The sequence below is a fragment of the Nitrosospira sp. CT genome (genome assembly GCF_059489795.1).
Map to the genome: position 1 here is coordinate 110751 of NZ_JCAHZJ010000063.1, position 26688 is coordinate 137438.

Genomic DNA, 26688 nt, shown 5'->3' on the forward strand with positions numbered 1-26688 from the left:
GTATATCGCTTTATGGTGTGTTGAATTGGGTCGAGTTGCCGTGTCCATTCCAAATGCTCGTCCAGTACTGATTTGCCTTTTCTTTATCTTCATCTATAAATTGAAATGAAAGGCGAAATGCCGTGTCATTAGACGATCCACTATCAAACTTTTACTGGAGATAATCAGGCGGAGGATATGGAGCGGGTGCCGGCGGGCAGCGATGAGCGTCGGGAATCTGTCTCGCTTCACGAGGAGGGAGCTTGACAAGGACGAGTTCGACGTTTGTCGATCTTAAAGGTTCGCCACGCCGAACCCATCACTGCGAATCCGTCCGGCCGAGAGCTTATTCGTGGGCCGGTACATACAGGGGAGGAGATTTTATGTCAGAAAGAATCAATCTTGGCAAATCCGCTCCAGCCCTTTACCAGGCAATCATGGGCCTTGAGAAGCTGGCAGCGGAGGCTGCTGCTTCCGCAAGCATCCCGGATGGCTTTGCACATCTGTTGCGCCTTCGTGCATCCCAACTCAACCAGTGCGCATTCTGTATCAGGATGCATACTCACGACGCTCTATCCAGTGGCGAGTCAAGCGATCGCATAAGTGTCCTGCCAGCCTGGCGGGAGACCGGGTATTTTACCGAAAAGGAACGTTCATCATTGGCGCTGGTAGAAGCAATTACACTGATCTCTGAGGGGCAAGTGCCGGATGCCATCTATGAACAAGCAGCAACCAATCTGTCAAAAGATGAAATATCGGCTGTCGAGTGGCTTTCGGTAGTCATCAATGCCTGGAATCGCATTGCCATTTCCAGCCGTTATCCTGTGAAGCCATGAGCATGACTAACAAATTCTCCACTAATTTCTATCAACGAAAGGAGGCATGATGTTTACCAGACTTCTCTGCGGGATTGCCTTCGCAGCTCTCTCCATAAGCGTAGCTTCAGCCGATAACCTGCCTGCTGATGAGTCCAAGGTAACGCTGGCCTTTGATCATGCCCTTCCGAACGTGCCTGGCAAAAGCATGAAAGGCGTGCTTGTCGAATACGAGCCCGGAGGTTCATCGCCCGCCCATACTCATCCAAAGTCGGCTTTCATCTATGCAACGGTCCTGGAAGGAGAAATTCGTAGCAAAGTCAATGATGGTCCGGAAAAGGTTTATCGCGCCGGCGAGAACTTCGCTGAACTGCCGGGCGATCATCATGCCGTCAGTGCAAATAACAGCAAGACTCAGCCCGCACGCCTGCTGGCTGTCTTTGTCGTCGATACCAACGAAAAAAACCTCGTCACGTACGACAAATAGTGAGATGAAAAGGGTGAGTATTCGATAGAGCAGCCGTAGGACGGTTCTACCCGCTATCCTGTTGAGACGGCGGTAGAACCGCCCCATGATCTGGCTGGCCGCACGGCTTGGTCTCATTCCCGCGAGTAGCCCCGCTTCAGGATGCCCCCGGAGAAAATTATGCAACGTTCAGCCAGCTTGCACCGTAATCATAGCGGTATTTCGTCAGCATCGATTTCACATCGTTATCTTCCAGCACCTCATCAGCTGCCTTCTTGAATGCCTTGTCATCTGGATATAGCTCCGAAAACGCGATGATGGACATTGCAGCCAGTTCCCATTCTTTCCTGGCAAATTCATTGTCAGTACCGTCCCTGAAGTCAGGATTACCAAGCACCGCTCGCGGTCTGTCCACCCGAGCGCTCATCTGATACAGGACATACCCGACTACGAACATCACCACCCCCGCGGCGAGCAACTCCTTGAGAATGTAGACCACGCCCAGGAAGAATGATGTCAGGGACAAAACGAGGCTGTTGCGCTGCTTTTTCCACGAAGTGACCGGATATGCCAAAGCCATCCAGTATTTCACAATGTAAGTGGTCAGTTCCTCCGCATTGTTCCACTTCACCGCGAGAACTTTCGTTATCGTCAATCGAGGGATATCCGATCTGCCGATCAAGGCGTGCGGTGCAATAACAAGGGCATATAGCACCGGCAGCACGGCGCCCCAGTAAATGGCGAGCATGTGATTGAGTGAAAACGAGGCATACAGCGCAATGAAATTGATGATCAGTATCATCCATGCTCCTATCCGATCCGATAGCTGGATATTTCGAATAATGAACGATATACGATTCCAATCAATATCGATATGAATTTCGTAAGATTCAGAGCGGTCCGGAAAGAAGCTTCTTATGTGAATGTACAGTCCCTTTGAACGGCCGCTCCCATGAAGACACTGGAGTTACTGGAGTTACATTTCAATATAGCATGCACGATGATAAAAACATTTTTAATCCCCGGTTTTCCTGGACAGGCAGTGGCTACGAGCCGTGTGAAGGCCAATGCCAATCCCGTATCTCCGGCATGTCCTCGCCGTATTGCCTGATATAGCGTTTATGGTCGATCAGCTTGTCGCGCATCAGTTGCTTGAGGTAGGCGCCTTTGGGACTCAGCTTGGGTACACGGTCAACCACATCCATTACCAGATGAAACCTGTCCAGATCGTTTAGCACTGTCATATCGAACGGCGTAGTCGTGGTGCCTTCCTCCTTGTAGCCGCGCACATGCAGGTTGGGATGATTGGTGCGACGGTAAGTCAGGCGATGGATCAGCCAGGGATAGCCGTGATAAGCGAAAATGATGGGCTTGTCGGTTGTGAACAGCGTATCGAAGTCCCAGTCTGAAAGCCCGTCCGGATGTTCCGATTGGGGCTGCAGGGTCATCAGGTCGACGATATTGACTACTCTTATCTTGAGCTCGGGTGCATGACGCCGCAGCAGATCCACGGCAGCCAGCGTCTCCAGGGTAGGAATGTCGCCGGCGCAAGCCAGGACTACATCCGGCTCGCCCCCCTGATCATTGCTCGCCCACCCCCAGATACCGATACCTGCGCTGCTGTGCTTGATGGCCGCATCCATATCCAGCCACTGGAGCGCGGGCTGTTTTCCCGCGACGACGACGTTGATGAAATTTCGGGAACGAAGGCACTTGTCGGTAATATAAAGAAGGGTATTCGCATCCGGCGGAAGATAAACACGAATGATACTTGCCTTCTTGTTGGCGACATGGTCGATAAAACCGGGGTCCTGATGGGAAAAGCCGTTATGGTCCTGGCGCCACACATGCGATGTCAACAGGTAATTGAGGGAGGCGATGGGCCGCCGCCAAGGGATTTCCTTGCTGACCTTGAGCCATTTGGCATGCTGGTTGAACATGGAATCAACGATGTGGATGAAAGCCTCATAGCAGGAAAAAAGCCCGTGGCGTCCGGTAAGCAGATAGCCTTCCAGCCAGCCCTGGCATATGTGTTCGGACAATATTTCCATCACCCGCCCGTCGGGAGAGAGGCGCTCATCCTCGGGTAGCCGCTGGGCAACCCAGGTTCGTGCTGTTACATCGAACAGGGCGTCAAGTCGGTTCGAACTGGTCTCATCCGGTCCCATTACCCGAAAGTTGCAGCTATCCAGATTGAGTTTCATGACGTCGCGAAGAAACTTACCCATTTCTCGTGTTGCTTCACGCACTTCCGTTCCCGGCACAGGTACGTCAACGGCATAGCTGCGAAAATTGGGCATTTCCAGCTCTTTCAGGAGCAGACCGCCATTGGCATGGGGATTCGCGCCCATGCGCCGATTGCCTTCGGGGGCAAGCGTCGCCAGCTCCGGCATGAGGCAACCGTTCTCATCGAATAACTCTTCGGGCTTGTAGCTCTTCATCCAGTCTTCCAGCTGCTTCAGGTGATCCGGCTTTGAGCCGAGTTCCGCAAGGGGTACCTGGTGTGAGCGCCAGTAGTCTTCCAGCTTTTTCCCATCCACTTCTTCCGGTCCGGTCCAGCCCTTGGGGCTACGCAGGATAATCAGCGGCCAGCGGGAATAGATGATAGCTTCCCGGCTCTTCCCCGGATTTGGTCCGCGGCTGCGCGCCTCCCGCTGTATTCTCCGGATATTCTCGATTGCAGCGTCCAGTACGACAGCCATTGCCTGATGCATGAGCTCGGGGTCGGACCCTTCCACGAAATAGGGCTCGTACCCGTACCCCGTAAACAGGTCTTCCAGTTCTTCTCGGCTGATGCGCGCGAGTATCGTCGGATTTGCGATCTTGTAGCCATTGAGATGCAGAATAGGCAGCACCGCTCCATCATGGACCGGATTGAGAAATTTGTTCGAGTGCCAGGAGGCTGCAAGCGGTCCGGTTTCAGCTTCTCCATCACCCACCACGCACGCCACGATGAGATCCGGATTGTCAAAGGCCGCTCCAAAAGCATGCGAAAGCGAGTAACCCAGTTCCCCGCCTTCGTTTATCGAGCCCGGCGTTTCCGGGGCAACATGGCTCGGAATCCCTCCGGGAAAGGAAAACTGCCGAAACAGCCTCTTCATTCCCGCCTCATCCCTTGAAATGCGGGGATAGAATTCACTGTAGCTGCCCTCCAGCCATGTATTCGCCACCATTGCCGGTCCACCGTGGCCTGGCCCGCATATGTAGAACATATCCAGATCGAATTTCTTTATCACCCGGTTCAGATGCGTGTAAATAAAACTGAGGCCGGGGCATGTGCCCCAATGCCCCAGCAGCCGCGGCTTGACATGTGCAAGCGTGAGGGGTTCCCGGAGCAACGGATTGTCCAGCAGATAGATTTGCCCCACCGAGAGATAGTTGGCGGCGCGCCAATACGCATCGATCTTGCGCAGTTCGTCCGGCGAGAGCGGATTGCTTTGGGTTTGTACTGCAGGCGAAGCACGGTTCATATTGAATCCTCCTTTTTTCCAGGCACTGGTTACTGCCAATCCCGGCACTGACGCAAGGCTAGCGGCGGCTGGAAATGACTGCCTCTGCTTCCTGTGCGAGGATTGCCGCCTCATTCACGGGAACTACCCACACCTCGACCTTACTTGTTTCGCTGCTGATGCATGACATCCCGCTCGCATCGCTGTTCTTTTTCGCATCAAGATGGATTCCGCACCATTCCATTCCTGCCAGAATCTTTTCCCGCACGACTGGAACGTTCTCCCCTACACCTCCGCCAAAAACCACTGCATTTGTCCCGCCCAGCACAGCAAGATAGGCACCCAGATATTTACGCGCACGGTAGCAGTACAAATCGATCGCGAGGCGCTCGCGCTCATCCTCCGATTTCAACAGCTTTCGTATATCTGCGCTGATTCCTGATACTCCCGATAAACCGGACCGCTCATTCAGCAGCCGATCCATCTCCTCCGGCGTCAAGCTCTCCTGCCGCTGCAAAAACGTCATCAGACCCGGGTCTAGGTCACCCGAGCGTGTCGCCATCATGAGCCCTTCCAGAGGCGAGAATCCCATGGAAGTGTCGCAAGGCAATCCCTTATCTGTCGCCGTGATCGAGCAACCGGCGCCGAGCTGCATCGAGATGATTTTTCCATTTTGCAGAAGGTCCGGATGTTGGTCGCGCCAAGCCCGCCACATGGCCTGATGCGCCAGTCCGTGAAAGCCGTACCGGCGCAATCTGTATTTTTCGGTCAGCTCGTGCGGGATGGCGTAAGTTTGCGCAACTGTCGGGAGATGGGTAAAAAACGCGGTGTCGAATACTGCAACTTGCGGTGTACGAGCGCCGAATACTCCACTGGCGCCACATATCCATTTCAATGCCACAGGATTGTGCAAGGGCGCCAGCGGCGCGAGACGTTCGATTTCCCTTTCCACATCCCGATCGATCAGGCAAGGGGAAGTAAGGCGCATGCCTCCATGCACGACGCGATGCACCACGACGTTTATCTTGGCAAGTTTGTGGGTCTGCACGAATTCCTGGAGAGTGCTCTCCGGTTCACCGCCGGAATCTTCCCTGACACTCGCAAGCTCCGTCAGTTTTTCCTCATGGTGAACGAATGCTGCCACGCGTACCGATGAGCTACCTGTGTTGACCGTCAAAATTTTCATGGCAAGGACTTGATCTGAACGCATAAGGATTCAGCGCTCCGCCAGCATCTTAGAATTACAGCATCATATTAAGACAATCATATTACGGGTTGACTACGAGCACATCGCAAGGGGTTTCATAAAGGACATGCTTTGTGACTGACCCGAATAGCGCCTCATCCAGTTCTGTCTGACCACGCTTGCCTATCACGATGAGATCAATATCGAGTGCCTGCGCTTTCTCGCGGATCATATCCGGTGCATGGCCGTATTCGATAAGGGATGCAACACGCCTGTCCCCGTGCGCGTAATCGCTCACTATCTTCTCCATGCCTTCGCGGGCATGGATCAATATTTGGCTGCGAAAGTGTTCAACCTGCTCTGCATCGAAGCCTGCCTGCTTCATTTTCTGCCCGAGCGGCATTTCCACCGCATGCAATACGTGAATGGATGCATCCATCACAGCTTTCAATGCCATCTCCAGCGCATTCAGGGAATTTTTCGAAAAATCGACAGGTACCAGCACGTGCTTGTACTTATCCCTGGGCTCCTGCCTGACGATCAGCAAGGGGTGATGGCCGGTACGGAGCGTTTTCGATGCGGTCGTCCCCAAAAAGAATTCGCGCGCGAAGCTTTCCCCCTGATCCCCGATCACGATGAGATCCACATGATGGGACTGGGCATAGCGGTTAATCTCGAGGTGCGCCCTGCCGATGGCAACGTGATGCTTTACCCGTATGCCTTTCAATGCCAGTATTTCCGCCCTGTTCTGCAGTGCCGCCTTTGCCCGGTTGTAGAGTCTCTGTTCTGTTTCCAGCGGCGTTTCGGCTATCAGGCGCTTGAATACTTCGAGCGGCAATGCGGGAAGGACATGCAACAGATACAGCTCGGCCGCATGCTCCGCGGCAAGTTGCGCGCCGCGTTGCACCGCTCTTTCGCCGCGGGGGGAGAAATCGGTGGCGATGAGTATGCGTTGAATCTCCACCTATGTTCCTCGCAATAGCACCTGTCGCATCTGTCGAACACGGTCCCTTGAAATCAGGCTGAAGATTGAAGATATCCGGTCAAAAGATGCTGCGATAGCTGGAACAGGATAAACCGGATGATTTTTCCGCCCCCTGCGATCCTTCAGTCCTTCGCGCCTTCGGTCTTGTCAGCAAGCACCCTTTACCCTGTTCCTTATACTGCCAGCAGCGTTGCGGGAAATCACGATACCGCATCCAGCATCAAACTGGCGATTAGAGACATGATCTTCGACTGCGTCTGTACGTCAACCCTCATATGACAGATGTTTTGCCATCCCTTGCTGCCGGACTGCCAGGGCAATTCCTCCCCCTCCCTGAACTGTTTTTCCTCCATCAATCGTTCATCCCTGAAAGGATTCCTCAAAGACGTGAGCGATTCTGATTTTAGGCGACATTTCCTTGAATTGATGGTGCTATACTCTTTACTTTAACGTATCCTCCGGGAGACCTTCATGAAGAAAATATTGACTCTGTTGACCCTGGCCGTTTTCAGCTTCGGATTGGCGGCCTTCGATGCCGAGGCGAAACGCTTCGGTGGCGGTCAAAGTATGGGCAAGCAACGGGAATCCATGAGCCAGCAGGCAGCACCCCAGCCCGGACAGACGCCCAGCGCCGCGCCCGGAGCAGCCGCACGCCCAGCCGGCAATAAGTGGCTGGGACCACTGGCCGGTTTAGCGGCGGGAGGATTGCTGGCTGCGCTTTTCATGGGCGGCGCATTCGAAGGAATCAATATGATGGACGTGCTGATGCTGGCAGCGTTGATCGGCGGGGTCTTTTTTGTCATGCGCATGCTGCGCAAACCAAGGCAGGAACACTCGGCTCGCCCGATGCAGTATTCGGGCATGCAGGGGACCTCAACCGATCACGGCGTCACACCCGGAGCAACATCCGCCACAGGCTCCGGATCGGAGACAACCCCGAGAGCAAGCGCGGTGGCACCGGTTTCCGGCACAGCCAATATTCCCGCTGATTTTCAGGTGGAACCTTTCCTGCGTAACGCGAAGACTTCATTCATACGCTTGCAGGCAGCAAATGATGCGCGCGACCTGAACGATATCCGGGAATATACTACCCCCGAGATGTATGCAGAGATCAGCATGCAGATCAACGAGCGCGGTAACGAGCCCCAACGGACCGACGTGCTGGCGATCAATGCGCAGCTGCTTGAAGTGGTCACGGAAAAAGACATGGCAATTGCCAGTGTCCGCTTCAATGGTCAGTTGCGCGAGTCGCCCCAGTCAGCGCCGGAAGCGTTCGATGAAATCTGGCACGTGCAAAAGGATCTCAAAGATCCTGATGCTGTCTGGCTGCTCGCTGGAATTCAACAAGTCTCCTAGAGACCGGATTCCATGCTGGCATCGGTGGCGATAGCGCCGCTCAACCATATGCTGCGTGGAGAAAGCTGGGCGCGCAAACGGCTACAGCCGTGCGCCGGGAAGACTGCCCGTTTTCGCGTCCCACCTTTTTTTGATCTTGCCGTCGTCATCCAGCCTACCGGCGAGGTGGCGGCGGCATCCACCGCTGCTGGCAACGACGCCATCCTGACCATCATGCCGGCGTTGCTGCCACGCCTGCTTGTCCGCGATGAAGCCGCATACCGTGAAGTCAGAATTTCCGGGGATAACATATTCGGCCAGGAAATCCTCGAGATCGGGCAGAATCTGCGCTGGGACGTGGAGCAGGATTTAAGCGATGTGATGGGGGACCTCCTCGCTCACCGGGTGGTCCGCGCGGGGGAAAACCTGATCTACTGGCATAACGAAACCCTTCATAATTTGTCTCAGGCGTTGATGGAGTACCTCACCGAAGAACAGCCGGTACTTGCCAAGCCGACCGACATGCGCACATTTGCCGATGAAGTGGCCGGATTGCAGGATCATGTGTTAGAACTGGAACTGCGTGTGGAAAGCCTCATAAACAAGTCTTTATAAGTGAACTGAGAAGATCAAGGAACATCTGAGCAACTCCCTGGGTGAACCGGGGTAGCAGAATAGGATAAATGCGTTTCTTTCGTCTTCTCAAAATACTCGCCGTCTCATTCCGCTTCGGCCTCGACGAATTCTTCCTGAGCCACGAGCGTCTGCGTCTGCTGCGACCTGTCGTCAGAGCGGCAACATTCTGGCGTAAACTGGACCGTGCGCGTGGCGAACGTCTCCGCCTCGCCCTGGAGGCTCTGGGCCCCATCTTCGTCAAGTTCGGCCAGATGCTCTCCACCCGGCGGGATCTTCTGCCGCCCGATATCGCCGACGAACTGGCGAAACTGCAGGACCAGGTGCCCCCATTTCCCTCGAGCATTGCCCTCAAGACACTGGAAGAGGTTTATGGAAAACCCGTCAATGAAGTTTTTCTGCTGTTCGATGCGGAACCGGTAGCAAGCGCGTCCATTGCCCAGGTTCATCTGGCGGTGCTGCATGATGGTACGGAAGTCGCAGTCAAGGTACTGCGTCCCGGCATCGCGCCTGTAATCGCCCATGATATCGCACTGATGGACACAGGCGCCCTTCTGCTCGAAAAAGTCTGGCCGGATGCCAAGCGGCTCAAGGTACGGGAAGTCGTGAGCGAATTCGCTCGTCATCTCGACGATGAACTGGATCTGATGCGCGAAGCGTCCAATTGCAGCCAGTTGCGGCGCAATTTCCTGGATTCTCCCCTGCTTCTCGTACCGGAAGTCTACTGGGATTACTGCTATTCGAGTGTCATGGTGATGCAGCGCGTCAAAGGCACGCCCATCAGTCATGTCACAGCCTTGCGTGAGCAGGGAGTGGATATTCCGCGGCTTGCCCGCGTCGGGGTGGAAATCTTTTTCACCCAGGTGTTCCGCGACGGCTATTTCCATGCCGATATGCATCCGGGAAACATCTTTGTCGGCAGTGACGGCCGATATATCGCAGTCGACTTCGGCATAATGGGAACCCTTACCGACGAGGACAAGAACTATCTCGCGCAAAATTTCCTAGCTTTCTTCCGCCGTGACTACAAGCGTGTGGCGGAAGCGCACGTGGAAGCGGGATGGGCGCCGAAAAACACGCGCGTCAATGATTTCGAAACCGCTATCCGCGCAGTGTGCGAACCCATTTTCGACAAGCCCTTGAGTGAGATTTCATTTGGGCGGGTATTGTTGCGGCTGTTTCAAACATCGCGCCAGTTCAATGTCGAAATCCAGCCGCAACTGGTGATGCTGCAAAAAACGCTGCTCAATATCGAGGGACTGGGACGGGACCTCGACCCTAATCTCGACCTGTGGACGACGGCCAAGCCATACCTGGAAAACTGGATGGCGGAGCAGTTGGGGTGGAGGGGATTCAGTCACCGCCTGCGCAAGGAAGCCACGAGCTGGGCGGTAATCATGCCCCAGTTTCCCCGCCTGATGCATCATGCCCTGACGGAGATACGCACCAGTGCCCTGGAAGAAAAGATGGACCGGTTTATCCTGGAGAAAAAACGTGAGAGCCGGCGACTCACCATCTTCATCGTATTGCTGATCATAGTGATACTGTGGCATCTGGGGAAATAAGGGCGGAGATTTTTTCGCACGCAAAGATCTTTCCTATCCTCGTTTTCCGCTAAGTCAAAGGCCACGCAAGCCGCCCATTACTTGAGGCGGTGCTTCACCTGTCATGGCCTGTTATTGCCCGTGATCCGCAAGCGCTGCTTGCGGCGGCGCCTTTGAGTTCCCTTTGAATTCCCTTTGTCCGGCACGTCCAGTGCTCCCCCCGCAATCCCTGCAACACCCCAGCGCCCTGCAAAGGGAACTCACGTCCTGAGTTGATTCGCTGGATTGAGCCGCTGGCTTGATTCATCTAGCTCGTCGTCCGAGACCTTTCCCGTCCATCCTTCATGAGAAATCCTTGAAGGGGAATTGGGTTGACCAGGGAGCATCTTCACAGTAATATAACAGAAACTTCACAAAAAGATCACAACTTCTTAACAAACCGCGGTATCGGTAAAGGCGCGGCTTTGATAAGGAGAAGGATGATGAAAGTAGGAAAACTCCTTGCCCTTTCATATTTTACGGGCATGACGGTAGCACTGTTGGCGGTAACGCTCTTCTGATCCATTGAGGCTGCCAAGGGGACCTTCCCTCAACCCCTTGGATATTGCGGCAGCACTCTTTTGATCCGTGGAGACGCCAGGGGAAGTACTCCTCCTGCACTTCCCCTGAATCTTTGTTCTTGATTTCCAGATTCCCTCGAGGATTCTGGATTATTTGCAAAAGGAGCTGGTGATGGCTACTGCAGTTGAAAATAGAGTAGTAGTAGATAAGGCGACGAAGGCAAGCACTCCTGCCTACGATATGTCGGAGTGGTATGACTCCAGGTTCTACAAGCTGGGTCTGCTGCCGATACTGGGGATGGCGGTTTTCTGGGTCTGGTTTCAACGCACCTACGCCTATTCCCATGGGATGGACTCCATGGAACCGGAGTTCGAGCAAGTCTGGATGGGGCTGTGGCGCTTCCAGATGATACTCTGGCCCACCATGGCCGCCTTATACTGGGGGTGGCTGTGGAAGACCCGCAGCACCAAGGAGGAATTGGCCAGCCTGACGATCAAGCAGGAGATCAAGCGGTACTTCTATTTCCTGATGTGGTTGGGGGTATACCTGTTCGGCGTCTACTGGGGATCGAGCTTCTTCACCGAGCAGGACGCTTCATGGCACCAGGTGATCATTCGTGACACCAGTTTCACTCCCAGCCATATTCCTTTGTTCTATGGCTCGTTCCCGATGTACATCATCATGGGCGTATCGATGTACATCTATGCCAGCACGCGACTGCCACTCTACAACAAGACGACCTCGTTTCCGCTGGTGATGGTCATTGCCGGCCCAATCATGAGTCTCCCGAACGTCGGCCTGAACGAATGGGGCCATGCCTTCTGGTTCATGGAGGAACTCTTCAGCGCACCGCTGCACTGGGGCTTCGTGGTACTGGCCTGGGCCGGGCTGTTCCAAGGGGGCCTCGCCGTCCAGGTCATTGCACGGTTCTCCAACCTCATGGACGTGCAATGGAACAAGCAAAGCCGAGTGATCCTGGATAACGTTGGTTAAGTTTTAATCCAGTTGTAACTGCTGCAGCACACCCCATCCGCTTTCACAGGGATGGGGTTTTTTGTAAGCGGGTTAACGGACTGCCGTCGGACGGGTTACATGAAACGGCGTTGCCTGGGAACCTCAATGTGCCAGCTGCAGTATGACAACACCGGAGACGATGAGCGCAACCCCGAGGTATCGAGCAATGGACGTCGGATCATCGTAGAAGAAGACGCCGACAAGAAACGTGCCGGCAGCTCCGATACCGGTCCAGACCGCATAAGCGGTACCAATAGGGATTTGACGCTGGGCGAGCCACAGCAGGAGGCCACTGGTGGCCATAAAGACGAGAGCTACAGCGACACCGGTTACACGGGACGACGGCTCTTGTGCCATCTTCAGCCCGACAGGCCATCCGATTTCAAACAACCCTGCCAAGACAAGATAGGTCCAACTCATGATGACTCTCCTTCGAAATCGAATGTGAAAGCTGCGGCGAGGTCAGCAGCCTCGCACTGCAGCACCGGAAATTTTCTGTTTTTTAGCATGGCCCTGACTGCCTGCAGACTCTCGCTTTATCATAGCGTTCGAAGTCCCTTAAGAGAATGGCGGGAGCAGCAGTTGCTTCATAAATTTTGGTAAAATGTCGAGTTTTACCTTGATTTTCCCCGACTATGGCGCTCCTGGAAATCCGTAATGTTACGCGGCGTTTCGGCAGTTACACTGCGGTCGACAACGTCAGCATCGATGTAGAAGCCGGCGAGTTCTTCACGCTGCTGGGTCCATCCGGTTGCGGCAAGACAACGCTGCTGCGGATGATAGCCGGGTTCGATCTGCCGGACTCCGGTCAAATCCTGCTGGATGGCAAGGATATGGTAGGCATCCCGCCGGAAAAACGCCCTGTCCATACCGTGTTCCAGACCTATGCCTTATTTCCGCACATGACGGTGGCGGACAATATCGCCTTTCCCCTCAAGATGGCAGGCAAAGCGCCACAGGAAATAAAAAAAAGGGTGAATGAACTGCTGGAGCGGGTTCACCTGCCGAACTTCGGCAATCGCTTTCCACACGAACTCTCTGGCGGCCAGAAACAGCGCGTGGCTTTCGCCAGAGGATTGGTGAATCGACCGCGGCTGCTCCTGCTCGATGAACCATTGGGCGCACTCGACGCAAAGTTGCGCGAAGAGATGCAGATCGAGCTCATCAATCTCCAGAAAGAAATCGGCATTACCTTTATTTTTGTCACTCATGCACAAGATGAAGCGCTGGCGCTATCGCATCGCATCGCCGTCATGAACCGGGGGAATGTCGAGCAGATAGACGAACCCTCTAAAATCTACAGTGCTCCGAGAAATTATTTCGTTGCAGATTTTATCGGCAAAATCAGTGTGATGAATGCAGCGGTTATGGAAGCTGTTCCGTCGCATCTGAAACTCGCGATAGAAGGACTGGGGGAGGTAACGGCGCCGGCCAGGGAAGGTGTGGAGGTGGGCGACAAGGGTGTGCTGGCCATCCGCCCGGAGCAGGTGCGAATTTCTCACCCATCCCATGAATCGCAGTTAAAAAACCATTTCCGCGGCAAAGTGCACGACTTCCTGTATGTCGGCGACGTAACCACTTATATTGTGGAACTCGTCAACGGTGCCTATATTGAAGCTTTACTGCCAAATTCCGCTCCTGGCCGGGCCAAGTTTTTCGAGGTGGATGACGAGGTAACGATCTCCTGGCGCCACGATGCGGGCATTTTTCTCAATGATTCCCAATGATTAAGGGCGAAATGAAAGAAAAGCGGCTTGCCCGGCTGCTGGTGAGCGGGCCGCCCCTGTTGTTTCTGATAGTGTTCTTTGTTGCACCCAGCCTGATCATGATTCTCACCTCGTTTCGCTTTCCGGGTGAATTCGGTGGTCTGGCACCCATTACACTGCCATCGGACAAAGCGATTGGCGAATATGGATTCACCTCGGACGCTTATCATTTCTTTTTCAGTGACTTTATCTACACGGAGATCTTTCTTAAATCGTTCGCGGTTGCGTTCGGCACCACCTTGATCTGTCTCATCCTGGCTTATCCATTGGCAGTACTGATTGCCGGCAGCAGAAAACACTTGCGCAACCTGATGGTGCTGTTGGTAATACTTCCATTCGCAAGCAATTTCCTCATCCGCATCTACGCCTGGATGATCATTCTCGGCCCGGAATCCGCGCTCAGCCACTTTGTCAATACTGTTCTCGGCGCATTCGGAATCGCCCCGGTCACATTATTATTCTCGCCTTTTGCGGTATTGGTTGGCATGGTGTATGTACATCTGCCGTTCATGGTGCTGCCTCTCTATACCAACCTGGAGAAGCACGACCCCTCGCTTCTGGATGCGGCCCAAGATCTGGGTGCGAATGCCTGGCAACGCTTCTGGCGGGTTACCTGGCCGCTATCCCTGCCGGGCGTATTTTCAGGGTCCGCGCTGGTATTCATTCCGGTGCTGGGCATGTTCGCCGTGCCGGACATACTCGGCGGCACAGGCGATATCCTCATTGGAAACCTGATCAAGGATCAGTTCCTGGGCACGCGCGACTGGCCTTTCGGTTCTGCGTTATCGATCATGCTGACACTGGCGGTACTGTCCGTAGCAGGCTTGACGACATGGTTCGCCCGCTCTGCAACCGGCCAACGGGCGCTATAGTATGAAGCGCGGCAATCCCTGGTTGTGGTCCGCGGCCGTGCTGGTTTACGCCTTCCTTTATATCCCGCTGATCATCGTAGTGCTGTACTCGTTCAACGATTCCAGGCTGAATGCTGAATGGGTCGGCTTTACCTTGTTCTGGTACAAGGCGCTGTTCAACAATACCGAGATGCTGCTGGCGGCACGCAACTCGCTCATCATCGCGCTGTGCGCCAGCTTCTGTGCAACCCTGCTGGGCACGATGTCCGGCCTGGCGATACACCGGTACAAGCTCAAGGTATTGCCGGTACTGGTATTCACTCCAGTGGCAATGCCCGAAATCCTGCTTGGGGTATCGATCCTGCTATTCTTTTTGCAAGTCCTGAATTTCACGCTCGGAATGGTGTCCATCATCATTGCGCACACTACCTTCTGCATTGGTTTTGTTGCCATCATCGTACGGGCGCGGCTGCAGGGAATGGATGAAAGCATCTTCGAAGCGGCGCGCGATCTCGGCGCATCGCCGTGGCAAACTTTCCGGCTCGTCACCTTGCCGCTCATCATGCCGGCTGTGGTCGCAGGGGCCTTGATGTCGTTTACCCTGTCCATCGATGATTTTGTCATCACATTCTTTACCAAGGGTGTAGGCGAACCGATTCTGCCGATCCAGATTTATACGATGATAAAAGTGGCGGTGACGCCTGAAGTGAACGCCATCTCCACATTATTGATGCTGCTGACATTGGTCATGATCATCATTGCCGCCCGGCTTGAATCAAACGGCTCCTCGGAAGGGAGCGCGAAACCTCACACGGCAAAATAAGCGGCGAAATGATGAACTCTTCACGACTCCCCTTTTTCTTGCTGGTGTCACTGCTAACGTTCACCGCGGGGTGCAGTCCCCAGAATCCGGATGCGGCCAACAGCGGTAAAAATGTCCTGCACCTGTTCAACTGGAATAACTACATCGCGCCGGAAACCGTTACGCGTTTCGAGGAATCCTGCAAGTGCGACTTGTCGCAGGATTATTATGCCGATAACGAGGAAATGCTGGCGAAGCTCGCGGCGGGCGCCACCGGTTATGATGTTATCGTTCCCACGGGTAATGCGCTCGACACTCTCATCCGCCAGGGAGTACTGAGTCCGCTGGACAAATCGCTGCTGCCTAATTTCAGGAATATCAACCCCGCCTATCTCGATACGGCCTTCGACCCCGGCAATATATACTCGGTCCCCTACGCCTACACGCTCTCTCTGCTCGGTTTCAACAAGGAGAAGATCGAGCAGCTTGGCCTGCCGACTGATACCTGGGCAATTATTTTCGAGCCGAGATATCTGGAAAAAATCAGGGGACGGGTGACCGTGCTCGACAGCCAACGCGAGCTGATGGCTGCCGCGCTCAAGTATCTGGGCTATTCGGTGAACGACACGGATGAGAGGCATTGGCAGGAGGCTGCCGATCTGATCGTGCGTGCCAAGCCCTATTGGGCGGCCTTCAGCAATACCAGCTACATCAAGGAACTGGCGGTGGGAAATCTGTGGGTGGCGCACGGTTATTCCAACGACATGTTCCAGGCGGCGCTTGACGCACAGAAAACCGGACGAAAATTCACGATCAGCTATTCGACGCCCAAAGAGGGAGCGGTGCTGGCAGTGGACAGCATGGTTCTGCACAAAAGCGGGAAACACCCCGATCTTGCTCACCAATTCATCAATTTCATGCTGGATGGAAAGAATTCCGCAGAACTCACCAACCTCATCGGCTCAGGCAATCCCAATCTCGACGCTTTGCAATACATCCAGCCCGAGATTGCAAGCAACAAGGCCATTTTTCCCGATCCGGAACTGATTGCCCGGCTTGAAATGCTGCGCGATCTCGATCGCAAGCAGCGGCGACTGCTGAGCCGCTTGTGGACAGAAATTAAATTGCGATAATCGTTATAATTCCTGCTCATCCATACGAGAAAAAAACTTATGAGCTACTACCATCGGCATGTATTTTTCTGCGTGAACCAGCGTGAACCCGGAACCTTGTGCTGCAATAACTTTGGCGCCCAGGCGATGCGCGACTACGCCAAAGAGCGTGTAAAGGCACTCAAGCTGGACACTAAAAACAAGAGGATAAGGATTAATAATGCAGGCTGCCTGGACCGTTGCAATGAAGGTCCTGTCATCGTCGTATATCCCGAAGATGTCTGGTATACCTACGTGGACAAGGAGGATATCGATGAAATCATCGAAGAACACCTGAAAAACGGCCGTGTGGTCGAGCGATTACGGATCTGATCTCAGTACTCGCGATTTTAAGTACATCCATTGACTGCGCATAATTCCCAAAAATTGTCCCGAAACCTGTTCATTGACGGGCCGGCGGGAAAGCTGGAAGCGGTTCTGGCGGAGCCGGCTTCGCCTTCCCCCCGAGGTATTGCCGTTATCGCACACCCTCATCCGCTCTATGGCGGAACCATGAATAACAAGGTAGTGCATACCCTGTTCAAATCCTTTCTGGAACTCGAATTTATCACGGCCAAATTCAATTTCCGAGGTGTGGAGCAGAGCGAAGGTCCTCTCTATTCAGGCAACGATGATGGCATGGGAGAAGTCGAGGATGTGGTGGCGGTGGCGGAAGCTGTAACAGCGGAATATGCTTCTCGCTTCGATTCTTCTCCGGCGTTGTGCCTGGCGGGATTTTCATTCGGGGGTGCGATCCAGATTTTCGCCGCGCAACGGCTCAAGCCGCAGCAGGTCGTCCTGGTCGCCCCAGCGGTGGAACGCTTGAGCGCCCCTTCCCTCTCCTTTCTGCAGGATACGCAGGATGTCCAATCTGCACCCCGCGTGCTGATCATTCAGGGCGATCAGGACGACGTCGTTCCGCTTAAAACCGTTCTGGATTGGGCCGCGCCGCAGGAATTACCCATTGTCGTTGTACCCGGCGCAGAGCATTTCTTTCATCGCCGTCTGCATATCCTCAAACGCATCGTCCTCGATTCCTGCCGCCCCTAGAAAGTCCTTGATGAGCCGATAGCCGTAGGGCAGGTTCTATCCGCCATCCTGTTGCGACGGCAGATAGAACCTGCCCTACGAACTGCTGCATTCCACCCCTTGAATCGATCAGATCAACGAAGCGGACAGCAAATCAAATACAATTCAGCACCATTGAACGGAAGTTGTCAAAAAAACCCATTTCCTTCGACAGATTAGCGACATCCGCACCAGCATCGAGAAACTTATCCTCGTCCCGATAATCGTGATTGTCAAAAATGGTGAGGTTGGCCTTGGGACCGACTTTGACGCTGCGAACCTTGTTCTCCCAATCGTTTCCAAACGGGCCAATCAGTCGAGGCAAGGTGACCGGGCCGCTTAAAAACAGGCTATCGCCTTGAAAATTCTTCTTGTCAAAAAATTTCACCCAGCACCCTTTGTTTTCCAGTTCGGCGGAAACCTGGACTGGAACGAACATCAATACGGGAACTTCGATAGTCGTCTTGCCACCCCTGGCCCCGGGGTGTTTGCTCTCGACCGGTGCAGGCTTCTTATTCATTGCCGGCTTGCCAGGATACTCCTGCGCGCTGAGACCGACCGAAACAGACATACCGAACACCAACGCAACTATGGTCAGTAAACTACGGGAGTTCTTCTTTACCAGAATATTCATGTTATCCTCCTTGAGAACAGAAATCTGAGGACTGCAATCAGATTCGATTAACGAAGATAGAAGATAAACCAGCCGACCCGGAAACCCTCTCCATAAAAAAGGGAACGGTGCAGGTCATCTATTAATCCTAGTGACAGACCCCCACGCGTTCCGTTCGCTTTCACACATAATCGACTACCGGTGGGATGAACCCAGGAGAAACCGGCTGTGACCCGCCCCTAAATCAGCAACGATCCAGTAGAAAATTCAAGCTCCCTTGATGATTTCCGGAGGACAAGGTTTGCTTGGGATAGCCGGAAGAGCAAATTGATCTTTCCGGAAAAAACGGTTTACACTGGCTGGAACATGTTCGCAGAAAATGACGAGTCGGGAATTCTTATGCAGCGTCTGCTTATCCTATCCGGCATACTCCTGTTATTGGCGGGATTATTGTGGCCCTGGTTGTCGAAACTGCCTTTTGGCCGTCTTCCCGGAGATATTATCATTGAACGCGAGAATTTCAGGCTCTACTTTCCGCTCACCACAGGGCTGCTGGTGTCGCTGGTTCTGTCGTTTCTGCTGTGGTGGTGGACCCGAAAATAAATCAGGAGAGGAAATGTGAATTTATATGAATCGATGGTGTTCTGGTTTGTGAAGGAATTTGCCAAGGCTATTCTCGGCCTCGCCCTTGTGCTGGGAATAGTCGTTTTCCTGTGGTGGATCAACACGGAGGACTGAATCCGGGCGCTGCCAGGTACCATTGATCCTATGAATCTCGTCACTCCGGGCCTCACCCGCAATCCGGCAAACCGGAATCCAGCCCAAACCAATAATGGGCGTGCTTTGAACATCACTGGATACCGGCTTTCGCCGGTACGGCGTTTGTACTGTTTGCTCGCCGAATTAATAGTTGCGTTTAAGTATTATTAGCTGGAAGCCGGTTCCAGTTTTTCCTTTTCTTCCGGCAAAGCTTTCCTGATCGCATCCTCCGCCAGAGTGGATTCCGGCCAGGATGGAGGCCTGTCAATGAGGGGTTTGAGGACCGGTACCAGTTTCTTCATCACCTGTGTGGAAAGAGCCGAGGTAAACGTATAGTTTGCTGCATCCACTCCCGGCACGAATGCAGTCATGGTTCCGAAAAAACGATCGCCGATAAAGAAGACAAAAGTTGCGGAACGATTCACCACACGCGATTCCTTGATGACTCCGGGTGAAGAAAACGTGATATGACGATGATCCCCCGTCCCCGTTTTCCCGCCAATCAGGATTTCCGAGCCATCCTCTTCCACAATTGCATGGGCCAGCCGCGAAGCCGTACCTGCCGCCACCACCTTGGTCAGGACACTGCGCACCGTTGCCGCCAGTTCGGGTGAAAATACTCTTTCGCCCTTGACAGGTTTCTTCTCGACGATTGTCTCGAAAGGTGTATCGGCTGCAAAGCGAAGGCGTTCGATCAGCAGCGCGGGCACCCGCACGCCATCGTTGAGGATGACGCCCATAAGCTCGGCAAGGGCTGCGGGATGATCTGCAGAGCTTCCTATAGCCGTGGCGAGCGATGGCACGAGAGAGTCGAAAGGATAGCCGAGGCGTTTCCAGCTGCGGTGGATTTCGAGAAATGCCTCGACCTCCAGAAGACCGCGGATACGCACATCCTGGGAGTTTTTATGGATGGTATTGAACAGCCAGTGATAAACGGCAACGCGCTCGTTGGCGCTCGCGTCGATCACATCCTTGTACCCGGCTCCGGGATGCAGGATGAGGTAACGCGCCAGCCATAATTCCAGAGGATGAACCGTGACGATGTGGCCCTGATCCGCCAGTGAATATTTTCCCGGGGCGTAAGTCTCATACAGATCCTCGAGTCTATAGGTATCCAGGTTTTTGAATCTGGGCAAATGCGGCGTCATGAAGGCTACGAATTCGACGAGACTGGAGGCTGGATAAATATAGCGATAAGCTGCTGCGAGACGCCGGGGTGTGTGCCGGAAACTCGAAAAGAATGTATCGTTCACCTCGCGCGGATCAGCGCCCTTGTCTTTGTACTTCAAGTAAAAGCGGTTGATGAACTGCCTGCCTTCCTTGTCGGCAAAGCGCCGAAGATATTCTTCCCGATCGGAATTACTCGCGTCCCTGAGTATTTTGGCAGACGATCCTCCCACCTGGAACATGTAGTAGCGCACGATATCCCGCATCAACCGGATATAAACGAGATTGACCGAGTTGGTCGTGGCCTCCCGTACGCTCATGATCCTGTAATTGTCTTCGGGCTTGAAATTATGGAAGACATGCTGGCCTCCGCCGGTAAAGAAGCGCTCATAGGGACTGGCGGAATACTTGCGCTCCATGGCCGCATTCAGCATGGATTTCAGGCTCTTATCCCTGCTATGCAAAAGGTAGTCGATTGCCCAGCGGCTGAGCGCGTCGCTCGGATCGACCTCTTCCGCGCGTAACGCTTTCGGTTCCCAGATTGCATATTTTCCATGCAACACCTCGACAATTTCGAGATAACTCACGAGTGTTCTCAATTTGGCCGTAGAACCCAGATCCAGCTTGGTCCCCTTGTTGATATCGAGAGGCTGGTCGAAATTGTCAGCGAGAATGCGGAATTTGGCCCCGTCAGGAGTCAATTCCGAAAGCGTGAAGCTATAGATGATTTTGGAGGGATCTTCTTTCCCCAACAGGCGATGGCCATACAGCCCCGCCGCTACCGCATTTATCGGATCCCTCAACTGGCGAAGCATTTCGGTGGTTTTTTTCTGCAGATCAATGTCGAGCGTGCTCTGCACGGACAGATCCAGCCGATCCAGGTCATACAGCCCCTGTAACCCCAGCTGTGACGCAAGGCGTACTCGAGCCGCGTTGACCGCCTTCTGGGCGGAAAAATCCTTGATCTCCTCCGGCTTGAAGGCATCCCGAAACCGCAGAGGTTGCCTAAGTGCGGCATCCCTGAGTCTGGGTGGAATCACTTTCACCTGGGTGAGCACGCGCAGATAGGCATTGGTGAGTTCGCCCAGTTCCTGGCGACCGACCAGCAGATAATAGGAAGGCCTCCTCTGCGCGATCATGAGGCTCAGTACGTGCTTGTAGCGCCCTGCGGCCTCGATAAATTCGGCTTCATTCCGGTATTGCCAGTTCAGGATGCGGTTGGTTTCGTCGAAATCGAGTCCATACCAGGCCCAGAGAGCGTCACCGATTCCATTCGTTTCTCCGAATCCAAGAGCGCCCGCCAGCGGAACGGTATTAAGGTAATCCACCACGATTTGTTTGCGGACCGCCAGCGTGCCGTCCCCTTGCAGGTACGCACGCACTGAGGCGGAAGCAATCTGCTGGAACTTGTCGCCGCTGGTAAGCGTCAGCCCGTTGGGAGAATGACGGTACTTCTCGATCTGCGTTGCAAGCGTACTGCCGCCAGGGACGTCATGATCGGAGTTGAAAACCTGGATTCCCTTGTCCAGGATCGCCCTGCCGAGGCGGGTCCAGTCTATGGCGGGATTTTTTTTCGGCTGGGTCTCATCCAGCAATTCTCGGTTTTCGATGAACAGAAGACTGCTCGTGATCACCGACGGAACGGATTCGAATTTGTCATACACCCGTCCCGGAAACGATACGCGATATAGCGATTTCCCGTTGCTTCCGGTTATTTCGAGGCCCGCCTGGGATTTTTCACGATACGGCACGAACACGCCCCGCCGGACCAGATCCTTCATCTGCTCGGAAGCATGCGCCTGCGCCTGCACCTCGAAACCATGTTTTTCCAGGTTCTGAAGCAATTGGGGCAAGCGGCTGTAGCCCAGACGAATGTCATACGGTCCAGTCTGGGAAAGAGCAAACCGCGTGAAGTCTTCATCCGGACCGCTTCTCATCTCCCACTTCAGATCACCGGCCAGCTTCGACAGCCGCCATGCCTGATACCAGGATGTTTCTATTTCCCGGTAGGCAAGAAGGACTGCGACTGAAAGCGCAGCAAAAAGCAGGATCAATACGCGGGGAGTGAAAAACCTGAGCGCACGCCGCACAGTAGGAATCAGCAAGGGTAAAAATACAACATTACTGTTTTATGGGTATCAACCAAACCATGAAATGCGGCATTTTCCTCGACTTATTCGCTTTTTTGAATTCGTGTCGAATCTCTGATCAAAAGGTCGTTAATTTTTTTCGCCGCTTATTTCGTTTCCGGGGGCAAACTGCCTCGGGCATTCTGGACATGATAAATAAGCGGATATCGAACTGCAATGTTTAAGACAATCAACAGCAAGGCTGATTCCACAATGCCGGATATATACCGGAAATATAGCCTGTCGAGACGATGAAACCTTCTCTGTCAAATCTGGCGCGAGTGCCGCAATATGACATGCGACAATTTGTCACATGCGGCAATATGCCACATTCCTAATCCCCACGATTTGCTTTACATTCCACCTCAGCAGCGATACAGGGTTTGCCGACATTCTGCTGACCGCGAGCGACAAGCTCTTCCCGGTTTTTCCCAGTACAAGGCTTCACTTCGGGCTTTATTTCGGGCTTTATTTCGATATGCATTCCGACTTCGAGCAAATGCTCACGTCATTTTCAGCATTGATGATTGTTTTGGCCCTGTTGCTTAAGCCTGCTTGCAGCAATTCACAGGAATTCGATGAAAACAAGAAAAATGATAAGAAGAAAAAGCACGGTATCCGCACTATCTGCGGTCTTGACAATAATCTGCCCCGGTTTTGCCATGGCACATGAAACTGAACTCACTCCGATTGTGGTAACCGCCAATCCGATCATAGATCGTGTTCGTATCGATGGTTTTTCCAGCACATCGGCAGTCGTCACCGAAAGCCAGTTGCACGATCAGAATGCATTCGATCTGGCTACCGCGTTGCGGCACACGCCTGGCGTCCAGATATCGCGCTACAACCCTGTGGGCGCCTTTGGCGGGGATCAGGGCGGCGCGGTTTATATCCGCGGGATGGGCGTCAGCCGGCCCGGCAGCGAAATCAAAACCTACATCGATGGCGTTCCATTTTACATGGGGGTCTGGAACCATCCCTTGCTTGATCTTCTGCCGGTCAACGGCATGCAGTCGATCACAGTATATAAAAGCCCGCAACCACAAATCAACGGGAACAACTTTGCCTCGATCAATCTGGAAACCAAGCGAGCCATTGAAGACGGCCTGCATGCCAGCGGCAGAATATCCGGAGGCTACTACAGCACCTTCATAGAGCAGGCGGATCTGGTGGGCCGCTATGGAAACGTGGATTTCATGCTGGCGCAAGGCCATGCCCAATCGAATGGGCATCGGGCTAATGCGAACGGCGAGCTGAACAATGTAATGGGACGCATCGGGATGCGCCTGAACGCCAATTGGTCAATGGGCACGAGCTTCCTCTTTGTGGACAATCAGGCGCGCGATCCCGGAGACAACCGTCACCCGCTTCCCGCTGTAGCGCCTCGGTACAACACCCAGGCAGGAATGGTGACTGCCTTCGTATCGCATCGGCATGATACGTGGCGGGGCGACCTGCGTTTTTACTACAACAAGGGAGAAGGCAACTGGCTGCATCAAGCAGGGCTGGATGGGGATACGCTCACCAATTTCGAGATGATCGGCATGCGCTGGAAAGAAGAATCCTCCCTATGGAAGGGGGGCGCTATTGTTGCCGGTCTCGACAGCGACTGGGTTTCGGGCGACGTACGATTCAACCGGCTGCCGCCAGCTCCCCGAGACAGTTTCGATACGCCGACTTTTCGTGTTACATCGCCCTCTGTGGCATTAAGCCAGAAGATCGATCTCAATGAAAACTGGTCGCTGGTGCCGTCAGTCGGGATACGTGTCTACGATCACAGCATGTTCCGCACGAGAACCTCACCCCACGCGGGCCTCTCCCTGATTTCCGAAAAGCTGACCCTCTTCGGCAATGTTTCACGCGGTCTCAACTATCCGGGCCTGGAGGCACCTGTTCTCTCCTTCGTGATTCCACCACTGGGGCAGACATGGAAACAGCTGTCCGCGGAAGAACTCAACCATGCGGAGATCGGTTTGAAACTGACGCCTGTCGACGCGACGCAAATCGATGTCAGCCTCTTTATCGATCAGGTAAAAAACCGGTTCATCTTCGGCTTTCCGCCGAATGTTCCGCCGCCGCCTCAGTTTCTGAATCTTGGCACCTATTTGATCCGGGGCGCCGAGATTGCGATCAGACAGAATATCGGCCGTCACTGGACGGTATTCGGCGGGCTGACCTTGCTCGACCCCACCATCGACAATCTGCCTTATACCCCGGCAAGGGCAGTCACAGCCGGTCTCAACGGGCAATTCAGACTGATTCGCGTGACGATCGATACCCAGTACCAGTCCAGCGTACTGGCACTCAGCCGTCCCCGCACAGCCGGCGCAGTGAATACCGAGCGGGTCGACTCCTTTGTAATCATGAATGCGCGTGTCTCCCACCCATTGCCTTTCCTAGGCAAGAAAGGAGAAATTTTCGTGGCCATGGAAAACCTTCTGGATGCTGATTACGCCTACCGTCCGGGTTATCCCATGCCAGGCCGGTGGGGACAAATCGGCATAGCCGCAAGCTTCTAAGAAATGATGATCCTTTGACTTGAACATGGAGGTTTCGAATGCAGCTATCACCGCTGGTACATCCCTCGCAAGAATTGAGTAAAGAAGAAATTTCACGCTACAGCCGCCACCTGCTGATTCCGGATGTCGGTCTGGAAGGGCAGCAGCGCCTCAAGAACAGCAAGGTCCTGGTAATCGGCGCCGGAGGCCTGGGCTCGCCGACGCTCCTCTATCTGGCCGCAGCCGGCGTAGGAGCCCTAGGCATTATCGATTTCGATATTGTCGATGAATCCAATCTGCAACGGCAGGTCATTCATCGGCAGGAGGATATCGGCAGACCCAAATGCAGGAGCGCGCAGGACTCGGTCAAGGCCCTGAATCCCTATATCCAGGTTCGGATTCACGATGAACGTCTCGAGACAACAAATGCTATTGACATCATATCGGACTACGATCTGGTAATAGACGGAACGGATAACTTCTCCACCCGCTATCTCGTCAACGATGCCTGTGTGCTGGCTGGAAAGCCCTATGTCTGGGGATCCATTTTCCGCTTCGAAGGACAAGCCTCGGTCTTCTGGGAAGATGCGCCAGGGGGATGCGGCCTGAACTACCGCGACCTTTATCCCGAACCCCCGCCACCCGAAATGGCCCCATCGTGTGCGGAAGGTGGCGTGCTGGGCATACTGTGCGCATCCATCGGCGCGATCATGGCTACCGAGGCCATCAAATTGATTACCGGTCTGGGTAACACGCTGCTCGGCAGGCTTGCTGTTTACGATGCCCTGGAGATGACCTTCAGATTCATCCCGCTACGGCGGGCTCCGGTAAGAACGCCGATCACCCGGCTGATCGACTACCAGGCATTTTGCGGACTCCCGCGGTCGACGGCGGACAGTAAACCCAACGTTCCCACGATCAGCGCCCTGGAGCTGAAAGAGATGCAGGAGAGTGGCGTAGCCATGCAGCTTATCGATGTTCGCGGAATCCAGGAATGGAACATCGTGCATATCGAAGGGGCAAATCATATTCCCAAGGACAGGATGATGTCCGAAGAAGTTTTATCCCGATTGAACAAGGATGAACTCATCGTGCTTCACTGCAAGATGGGCGTGCGGTCCCGGGATGTTCTCATGGAGATGCGCGAACGGGGCTTTACGAACGTCAAAAGCCTAGATGGCGGAATCCTGGCGTGGATCCAGGATGTGGATCAGACGTTGCCGAGTTATTGAGCGAGTCGTCATCGCGGGTAGAGCTCCTGGACATGGGCGAAACCCGACCTGCCCTATCAATCAACATGGAAAACCTTTGGATTCCGGATCAGGTCCGGAATGACGAGATTATATTTTTCTCGACCGGGAATATGCCGATTAATGTCAAAATCATGGAGGATAAGAATCATGCTGACTATACACGCCAAGCTTGTTGAAGCAATGCTTGCTCAGGCACATAAAGATCATCCTTTCGAAACCTGCGGCGTCATTGCCGGTCTGGAAAAATCGAATCTTCCCCTGCGCCTCATCCCGATGCGCAATGCGGCCCGATCGGAAACATTTTTCAGGTTCGACCCGCAAGAGCAGCTACAGGTCTGGAGAGAAATGGAAGCACGTGGTGAAGAACCCATCGTGATTTATCACTCCCATACCCATACGCCAGCCTATCCAAGCCGTACCGACGTGCAATATGCGTCCCAGCCCCAGTCCCATTATGTCATTGTTCCAACCGACCCCGCATACGGAGAAGAAATTCGCAGCTTCCGCATTCTTGATGGAATGGTCACCGAAGAGAGAATCAGGACGATAAATTCATATAACGCGGAATGGGAATTATCGATGGGGGCAATGATCGCTTAGGGATCTTCTGAAAGGGGCCTTCTAAAAGGGGCCTTCTGAAATGACCTTCTGAACGTTCGATTCT

At 53.8% G+C, this 26688-nt stretch carries 24 protein-coding genes; 16 read left to right on the plus strand and 8 right to left on the minus strand.

Annotated elements, in window-relative coordinates:
* Positions 1 to 362: 362 nt before the first annotated feature.
* Complete coding sequence (locus tag AC52W5_RS10600; RefSeq protein WP_074973419.1) at positions 363 to 815, plus strand: carboxymuconolactone decarboxylase family protein; 453 nt, start codon at positions 363 to 365, stop codon at positions 813 to 815.
* A gap of 46 nt (positions 816 to 861) precedes the next feature.
* Positions 862 to 1281 (plus strand): cupin domain-containing protein, encoded by a 420-nt coding sequence (locus AC52W5_RS10605; protein WP_495670966.1) that lies wholly within the window; start codon positions 862 to 864, stop codon positions 1279 to 1281.
* 157 nt (positions 1282 to 1438) lie between these two features.
* Here the strand turns inward: AC52W5_RS10605 and AC52W5_RS10610 are convergent, their stop codons facing one another.
* The 5 genes from AC52W5_RS10610 to AC52W5_RS10630 all read right to left on the minus strand — a co-directional run bounded on the left by AC52W5_RS10610 (position 1439) and on the right by AC52W5_RS10630 (position 7233).
* Positions 1439 to 2062 carry a hypothetical protein gene (locus AC52W5_RS10610; protein ID WP_107761858.1) on the minus strand — a complete coding sequence of 208 codons (624 nt, stop codon included), beginning with the start codon at positions 2060 to 2062 and terminating at the stop codon, positions 1439 to 1441.
* Between the two features lie 244 nt (positions 2063 to 2306).
* Complete coding sequence (locus AC52W5_RS10615) at positions 2307 to 4730, minus strand: phosphoketolase family protein (protein WP_495670967.1); 2424 nt, start codon at positions 4728 to 4730, stop codon at positions 2307 to 2309.
* 58 nt (positions 4731 to 4788) lie between these two features.
* On the minus strand, positions 4789 to 5919 hold the full coding sequence (locus tag AC52W5_RS10620) for an acetate/propionate family kinase (protein WP_495670968.1): 1131 nt from the start codon (positions 5917 to 5919) through the stop codon (positions 4789 to 4791).
* 58 nt (positions 5920 to 5977) lie between these two features.
* Positions 5978 to 6859, minus strand: a complete 882-nt coding sequence (locus AC52W5_RS10625) for a universal stress protein (protein ID WP_074973425.1) — start codon at positions 6857 to 6859, stop codon at positions 5978 to 5980.
* A 221-nt stretch (positions 6860 to 7080) separates the two neighbouring features.
* Positions 7081 to 7233: a hypothetical protein gene (locus AC52W5_RS10630; RefSeq protein ID WP_495670969.1), complete on the minus strand. Its 153-nt coding sequence runs from the start codon at positions 7231 to 7233 to the stop codon at positions 7081 to 7083.
* A gap of 118 nt (positions 7234 to 7351) precedes the next feature.
* Between AC52W5_RS10630 and AC52W5_RS10635 the strand changes: the two genes are divergently transcribed.
* The 4 genes from AC52W5_RS10635 (at position 7352) to AC52W5_RS10650 (ending at position 11946) form a co-directional block, all read left to right on the plus strand.
* Positions 7352 to 8236, plus strand: coding sequence for a Tim44 domain-containing protein (locus tag AC52W5_RS10635; protein WP_495670970.1), 885 nt, complete (start codon positions 7352 to 7354; stop codon positions 8234 to 8236).
* Positions 8237 to 8248: 12 nt separating this feature from the next.
* On the plus strand, positions 8249 to 8830 hold the full coding sequence (locus AC52W5_RS10640; protein ID WP_495670971.1) for a ubiquinone biosynthesis accessory factor UbiJ: 582 nt from the start codon (positions 8249 to 8251) through the stop codon (positions 8828 to 8830).
* A gap of 68 nt (positions 8831 to 8898) precedes the next feature.
* Positions 8899 to 10413 carry a ubiquinone biosynthesis regulatory protein kinase UbiB gene (gene ubiB / locus AC52W5_RS10645; RefSeq protein ID WP_074973431.1) on the plus strand — a complete coding sequence of 505 codons (1515 nt, stop codon included), beginning with the start codon at positions 8899 to 8901 and terminating at the stop codon, positions 10411 to 10413.
* Between the two features lie 711 nt (positions 10414 to 11124).
* Positions 11125 to 11946 carry a methane monooxygenase/ammonia monooxygenase subunit C gene (locus AC52W5_RS10650; protein ID WP_074973434.1) on the plus strand — a complete coding sequence of 274 codons (822 nt, stop codon included), beginning with the start codon at positions 11125 to 11127 and terminating at the stop codon, positions 11944 to 11946.
* Between the two features lie 123 nt (positions 11947 to 12069).
* On the opposite strand, the gene AC52W5_RS10655 is transcribed toward AC52W5_RS10650, so the two are convergent.
* Positions 12070 to 12387, minus strand: coding sequence for a DMT family transporter (locus tag AC52W5_RS10655; RefSeq protein WP_495670972.1), 318 nt, complete (start codon positions 12385 to 12387; stop codon positions 12070 to 12072).
* A gap of 215 nt (positions 12388 to 12602) precedes the next feature.
* On the opposite strand from AC52W5_RS10655, the gene AC52W5_RS10660 reads away from it, so the two are divergent.
* The 6 genes from AC52W5_RS10660 to AC52W5_RS10685 are packed head-to-tail and all read left to right on the plus strand — an operon-like array spanning position 12603 to position 17587.
* A complete protein-coding gene (locus AC52W5_RS10660; RefSeq protein ID WP_107761866.1) occupies positions 12603 to 13694 on the plus strand; it encodes an ABC transporter ATP-binding protein in 1092 nt (363 codons plus the stop codon).
* A gap of 11 nt (positions 13695 to 13705) precedes the next feature.
* Complete coding sequence (locus AC52W5_RS10665; protein ID WP_074973686.1) at positions 13706 to 14605, plus strand: ABC transporter permease; 900 nt, start codon at positions 13706 to 13708, stop codon at positions 14603 to 14605.
* Between the two features lies 1 nt (position 14606).
* Positions 14607 to 15407, plus strand: a complete 801-nt coding sequence (locus AC52W5_RS10670) for an ABC transporter permease (RefSeq protein ID WP_074973438.1) — start codon at positions 14607 to 14609, stop codon at positions 15405 to 15407.
* Positions 15408 to 15418: 11 nt separating this feature from the next.
* Positions 15419 to 16519, plus strand: coding sequence for an ABC transporter substrate-binding protein (locus tag AC52W5_RS10675; protein WP_495671006.1), 1101 nt, complete (start codon positions 15419 to 15421; stop codon positions 16517 to 16519).
* Positions 16520 to 16558: 39 nt separating this feature from the next.
* Positions 16559 to 16870, plus strand: coding sequence for a (2Fe-2S) ferredoxin domain-containing protein (locus tag AC52W5_RS10680; RefSeq protein ID WP_074745398.1), 312 nt, complete (start codon positions 16559 to 16561; stop codon positions 16868 to 16870).
* 54 nt (positions 16871 to 16924) lie between these two features.
* A complete protein-coding gene (locus tag AC52W5_RS10685; RefSeq protein ID WP_495670973.1) occupies positions 16925 to 17587 on the plus strand; it encodes an alpha/beta hydrolase in 663 nt (220 codons plus the stop codon).
* A gap of 133 nt (positions 17588 to 17720) precedes the next feature.
* Here the strand turns inward: AC52W5_RS10685 and AC52W5_RS10690 are convergent, their stop codons facing one another.
* Entirely contained in the window at positions 17721 to 18239 is a 519-nt protein-coding gene (locus AC52W5_RS10690; RefSeq protein WP_074973442.1) for a beta/gamma crystallin domain-containing protein, read from the minus strand.
* Between the two features lie 345 nt (positions 18240 to 18584).
* On the opposite strand from AC52W5_RS10690, the gene AC52W5_RS10695 reads away from it, so the two are divergent.
* Complete coding sequence (locus AC52W5_RS10695; protein WP_495670974.1) at positions 18585 to 18821, plus strand: DUF2905 domain-containing protein; 237 nt, start codon at positions 18585 to 18587, stop codon at positions 18819 to 18821.
* 323 nt (positions 18822 to 19144) lie between these two features.
* Here AC52W5_RS10695 and AC52W5_RS10700 read toward each other — a convergent pair whose 3' ends face one another.
* Entirely contained in the window at positions 19145 to 22249 is a 3105-nt protein-coding gene (locus AC52W5_RS10700) for a transglycosylase domain-containing protein (RefSeq protein WP_495670975.1), read from the minus strand.
* 602 nt (positions 22250 to 22851) lie between these two features.
* Here AC52W5_RS10700 and AC52W5_RS10705 point away from each other — a divergent pair.
* From AC52W5_RS10705 to AC52W5_RS10715, 3 genes are all read left to right on the plus strand, one after another.
* Entirely contained in the window at positions 22852 to 24792 is a 1941-nt protein-coding gene (locus AC52W5_RS10705; protein ID WP_495670976.1) for a TonB-dependent receptor, read from the plus strand.
* A 38-nt stretch (positions 24793 to 24830) separates the two neighbouring features.
* Positions 24831 to 26003 carry a molybdopterin-synthase adenylyltransferase MoeB gene (gene moeB, locus AC52W5_RS10710; RefSeq protein ID WP_495670977.1) on the plus strand — a complete coding sequence of 391 codons (1173 nt, stop codon included), beginning with the start codon at positions 24831 to 24833 and terminating at the stop codon, positions 26001 to 26003.
* A gap of 168 nt (positions 26004 to 26171) precedes the next feature.
* Positions 26172 to 26624 (plus strand): M67 family metallopeptidase, encoded by a 453-nt coding sequence (locus tag AC52W5_RS10715; RefSeq protein ID WP_112892669.1) that lies wholly within the window; start codon positions 26172 to 26174, stop codon positions 26622 to 26624.
* Positions 26625 to 26688 lie beyond the last annotated feature (64 nt).

Coding starts and splice junctions, on each gene's coding strand:
- AC52W5_RS10600 (WP_074973419.1), top strand. CDS start 363: ATGTCAGAAAGAATCAATCTTGGCAAATCCGCTCCAGCCCTTTACCAG.
- AC52W5_RS10605 (WP_495670966.1), top strand. CDS start 862: ATGATGTTTACCAGACTTCTCTGCGGGATTGCCTTCGCAGCTCTCTCC.
- AC52W5_RS10610 (WP_107761858.1), bottom strand. CDS start 2,062: ATGATACTGATCATCAATTTCATTGCGCTGTATGCCTCGTTTTCACTC.
- AC52W5_RS10615 (WP_495670967.1), bottom strand. CDS start 4,730: ATGAACCGTGCTTCGCCTGCAGTACAAACCCAAAGCAATCCGCTCTCG.
- AC52W5_RS10620 (WP_495670968.1), bottom strand. CDS start 5,919: ATGCGTTCAGATCAAGTCCTTGCCATGAAAATTTTGACGGTCAACACA.
- AC52W5_RS10630 (WP_495670969.1), bottom strand. CDS start 7,233: ATGGAGGAAAAACAGTTCAGGGAGGGGGAGGAATTGCCCTGGCAGTCC.
- AC52W5_RS10635 (WP_495670970.1), top strand. CDS start 7,352: ATGAAGAAAATATTGACTCTGTTGACCCTGGCCGTTTTCAGCTTCGGA.
- AC52W5_RS10640 (WP_495670971.1), top strand. CDS start 8,249: ATGCTGGCATCGGTGGCGATAGCGCCGCTCAACCATATGCTGCGTGGA.
- ubiB (WP_074973431.1), top strand. CDS start 8,899: ATGCGTTTCTTTCGTCTTCTCAAAATACTCGCCGTCTCATTCCGCTTC.
- AC52W5_RS10650 (WP_074973434.1), top strand. CDS start 11,125: ATGGCTACTGCAGTTGAAAATAGAGTAGTAGTAGATAAGGCGACGAAG.
- AC52W5_RS10655 (WP_495670972.1), bottom strand. CDS start 12,387: ATGAGTTGGACCTATCTTGTCTTGGCAGGGTTGTTTGAAATCGGATGG.
- AC52W5_RS10660 (WP_107761866.1), top strand. CDS start 12,603: ATGGCGCTCCTGGAAATCCGTAATGTTACGCGGCGTTTCGGCAGTTAC.
- AC52W5_RS10665 (WP_074973686.1), top strand. CDS start 13,706: ATGAAAGAAAAGCGGCTTGCCCGGCTGCTGGTGAGCGGGCCGCCCCTG.
- AC52W5_RS10670 (WP_074973438.1), top strand. CDS start 14,607: ATGAAGCGCGGCAATCCCTGGTTGTGGTCCGCGGCCGTGCTGGTTTAC.
- AC52W5_RS10675 (WP_495671006.1), top strand. CDS start 15,419: ATGAACTCTTCACGACTCCCCTTTTTCTTGCTGGTGTCACTGCTAACG.
- AC52W5_RS10680 (WP_074745398.1), top strand. CDS start 16,559: ATGAGCTACTACCATCGGCATGTATTTTTCTGCGTGAACCAGCGTGAA.
- AC52W5_RS10690 (WP_074973442.1), bottom strand. CDS start 18,239: ATGAATATTCTGGTAAAGAAGAACTCCCGTAGTTTACTGACCATAGTT.
- AC52W5_RS10695 (WP_495670974.1), top strand. CDS start 18,585: ATGTTCGCAGAAAATGACGAGTCGGGAATTCTTATGCAGCGTCTGCTT.
- AC52W5_RS10705 (WP_495670976.1), top strand. CDS start 22,852: ATGAAAACAAGAAAAATGATAAGAAGAAAAAGCACGGTATCCGCACTA.
- moeB (WP_495670977.1), top strand. CDS start 24,831: ATGCAGCTATCACCGCTGGTACATCCCTCGCAAGAATTGAGTAAAGAA.
- AC52W5_RS10715 (WP_112892669.1), top strand. CDS start 26,172: ATGCTGACTATACACGCCAAGCTTGTTGAAGCAATGCTTGCTCAGGCA.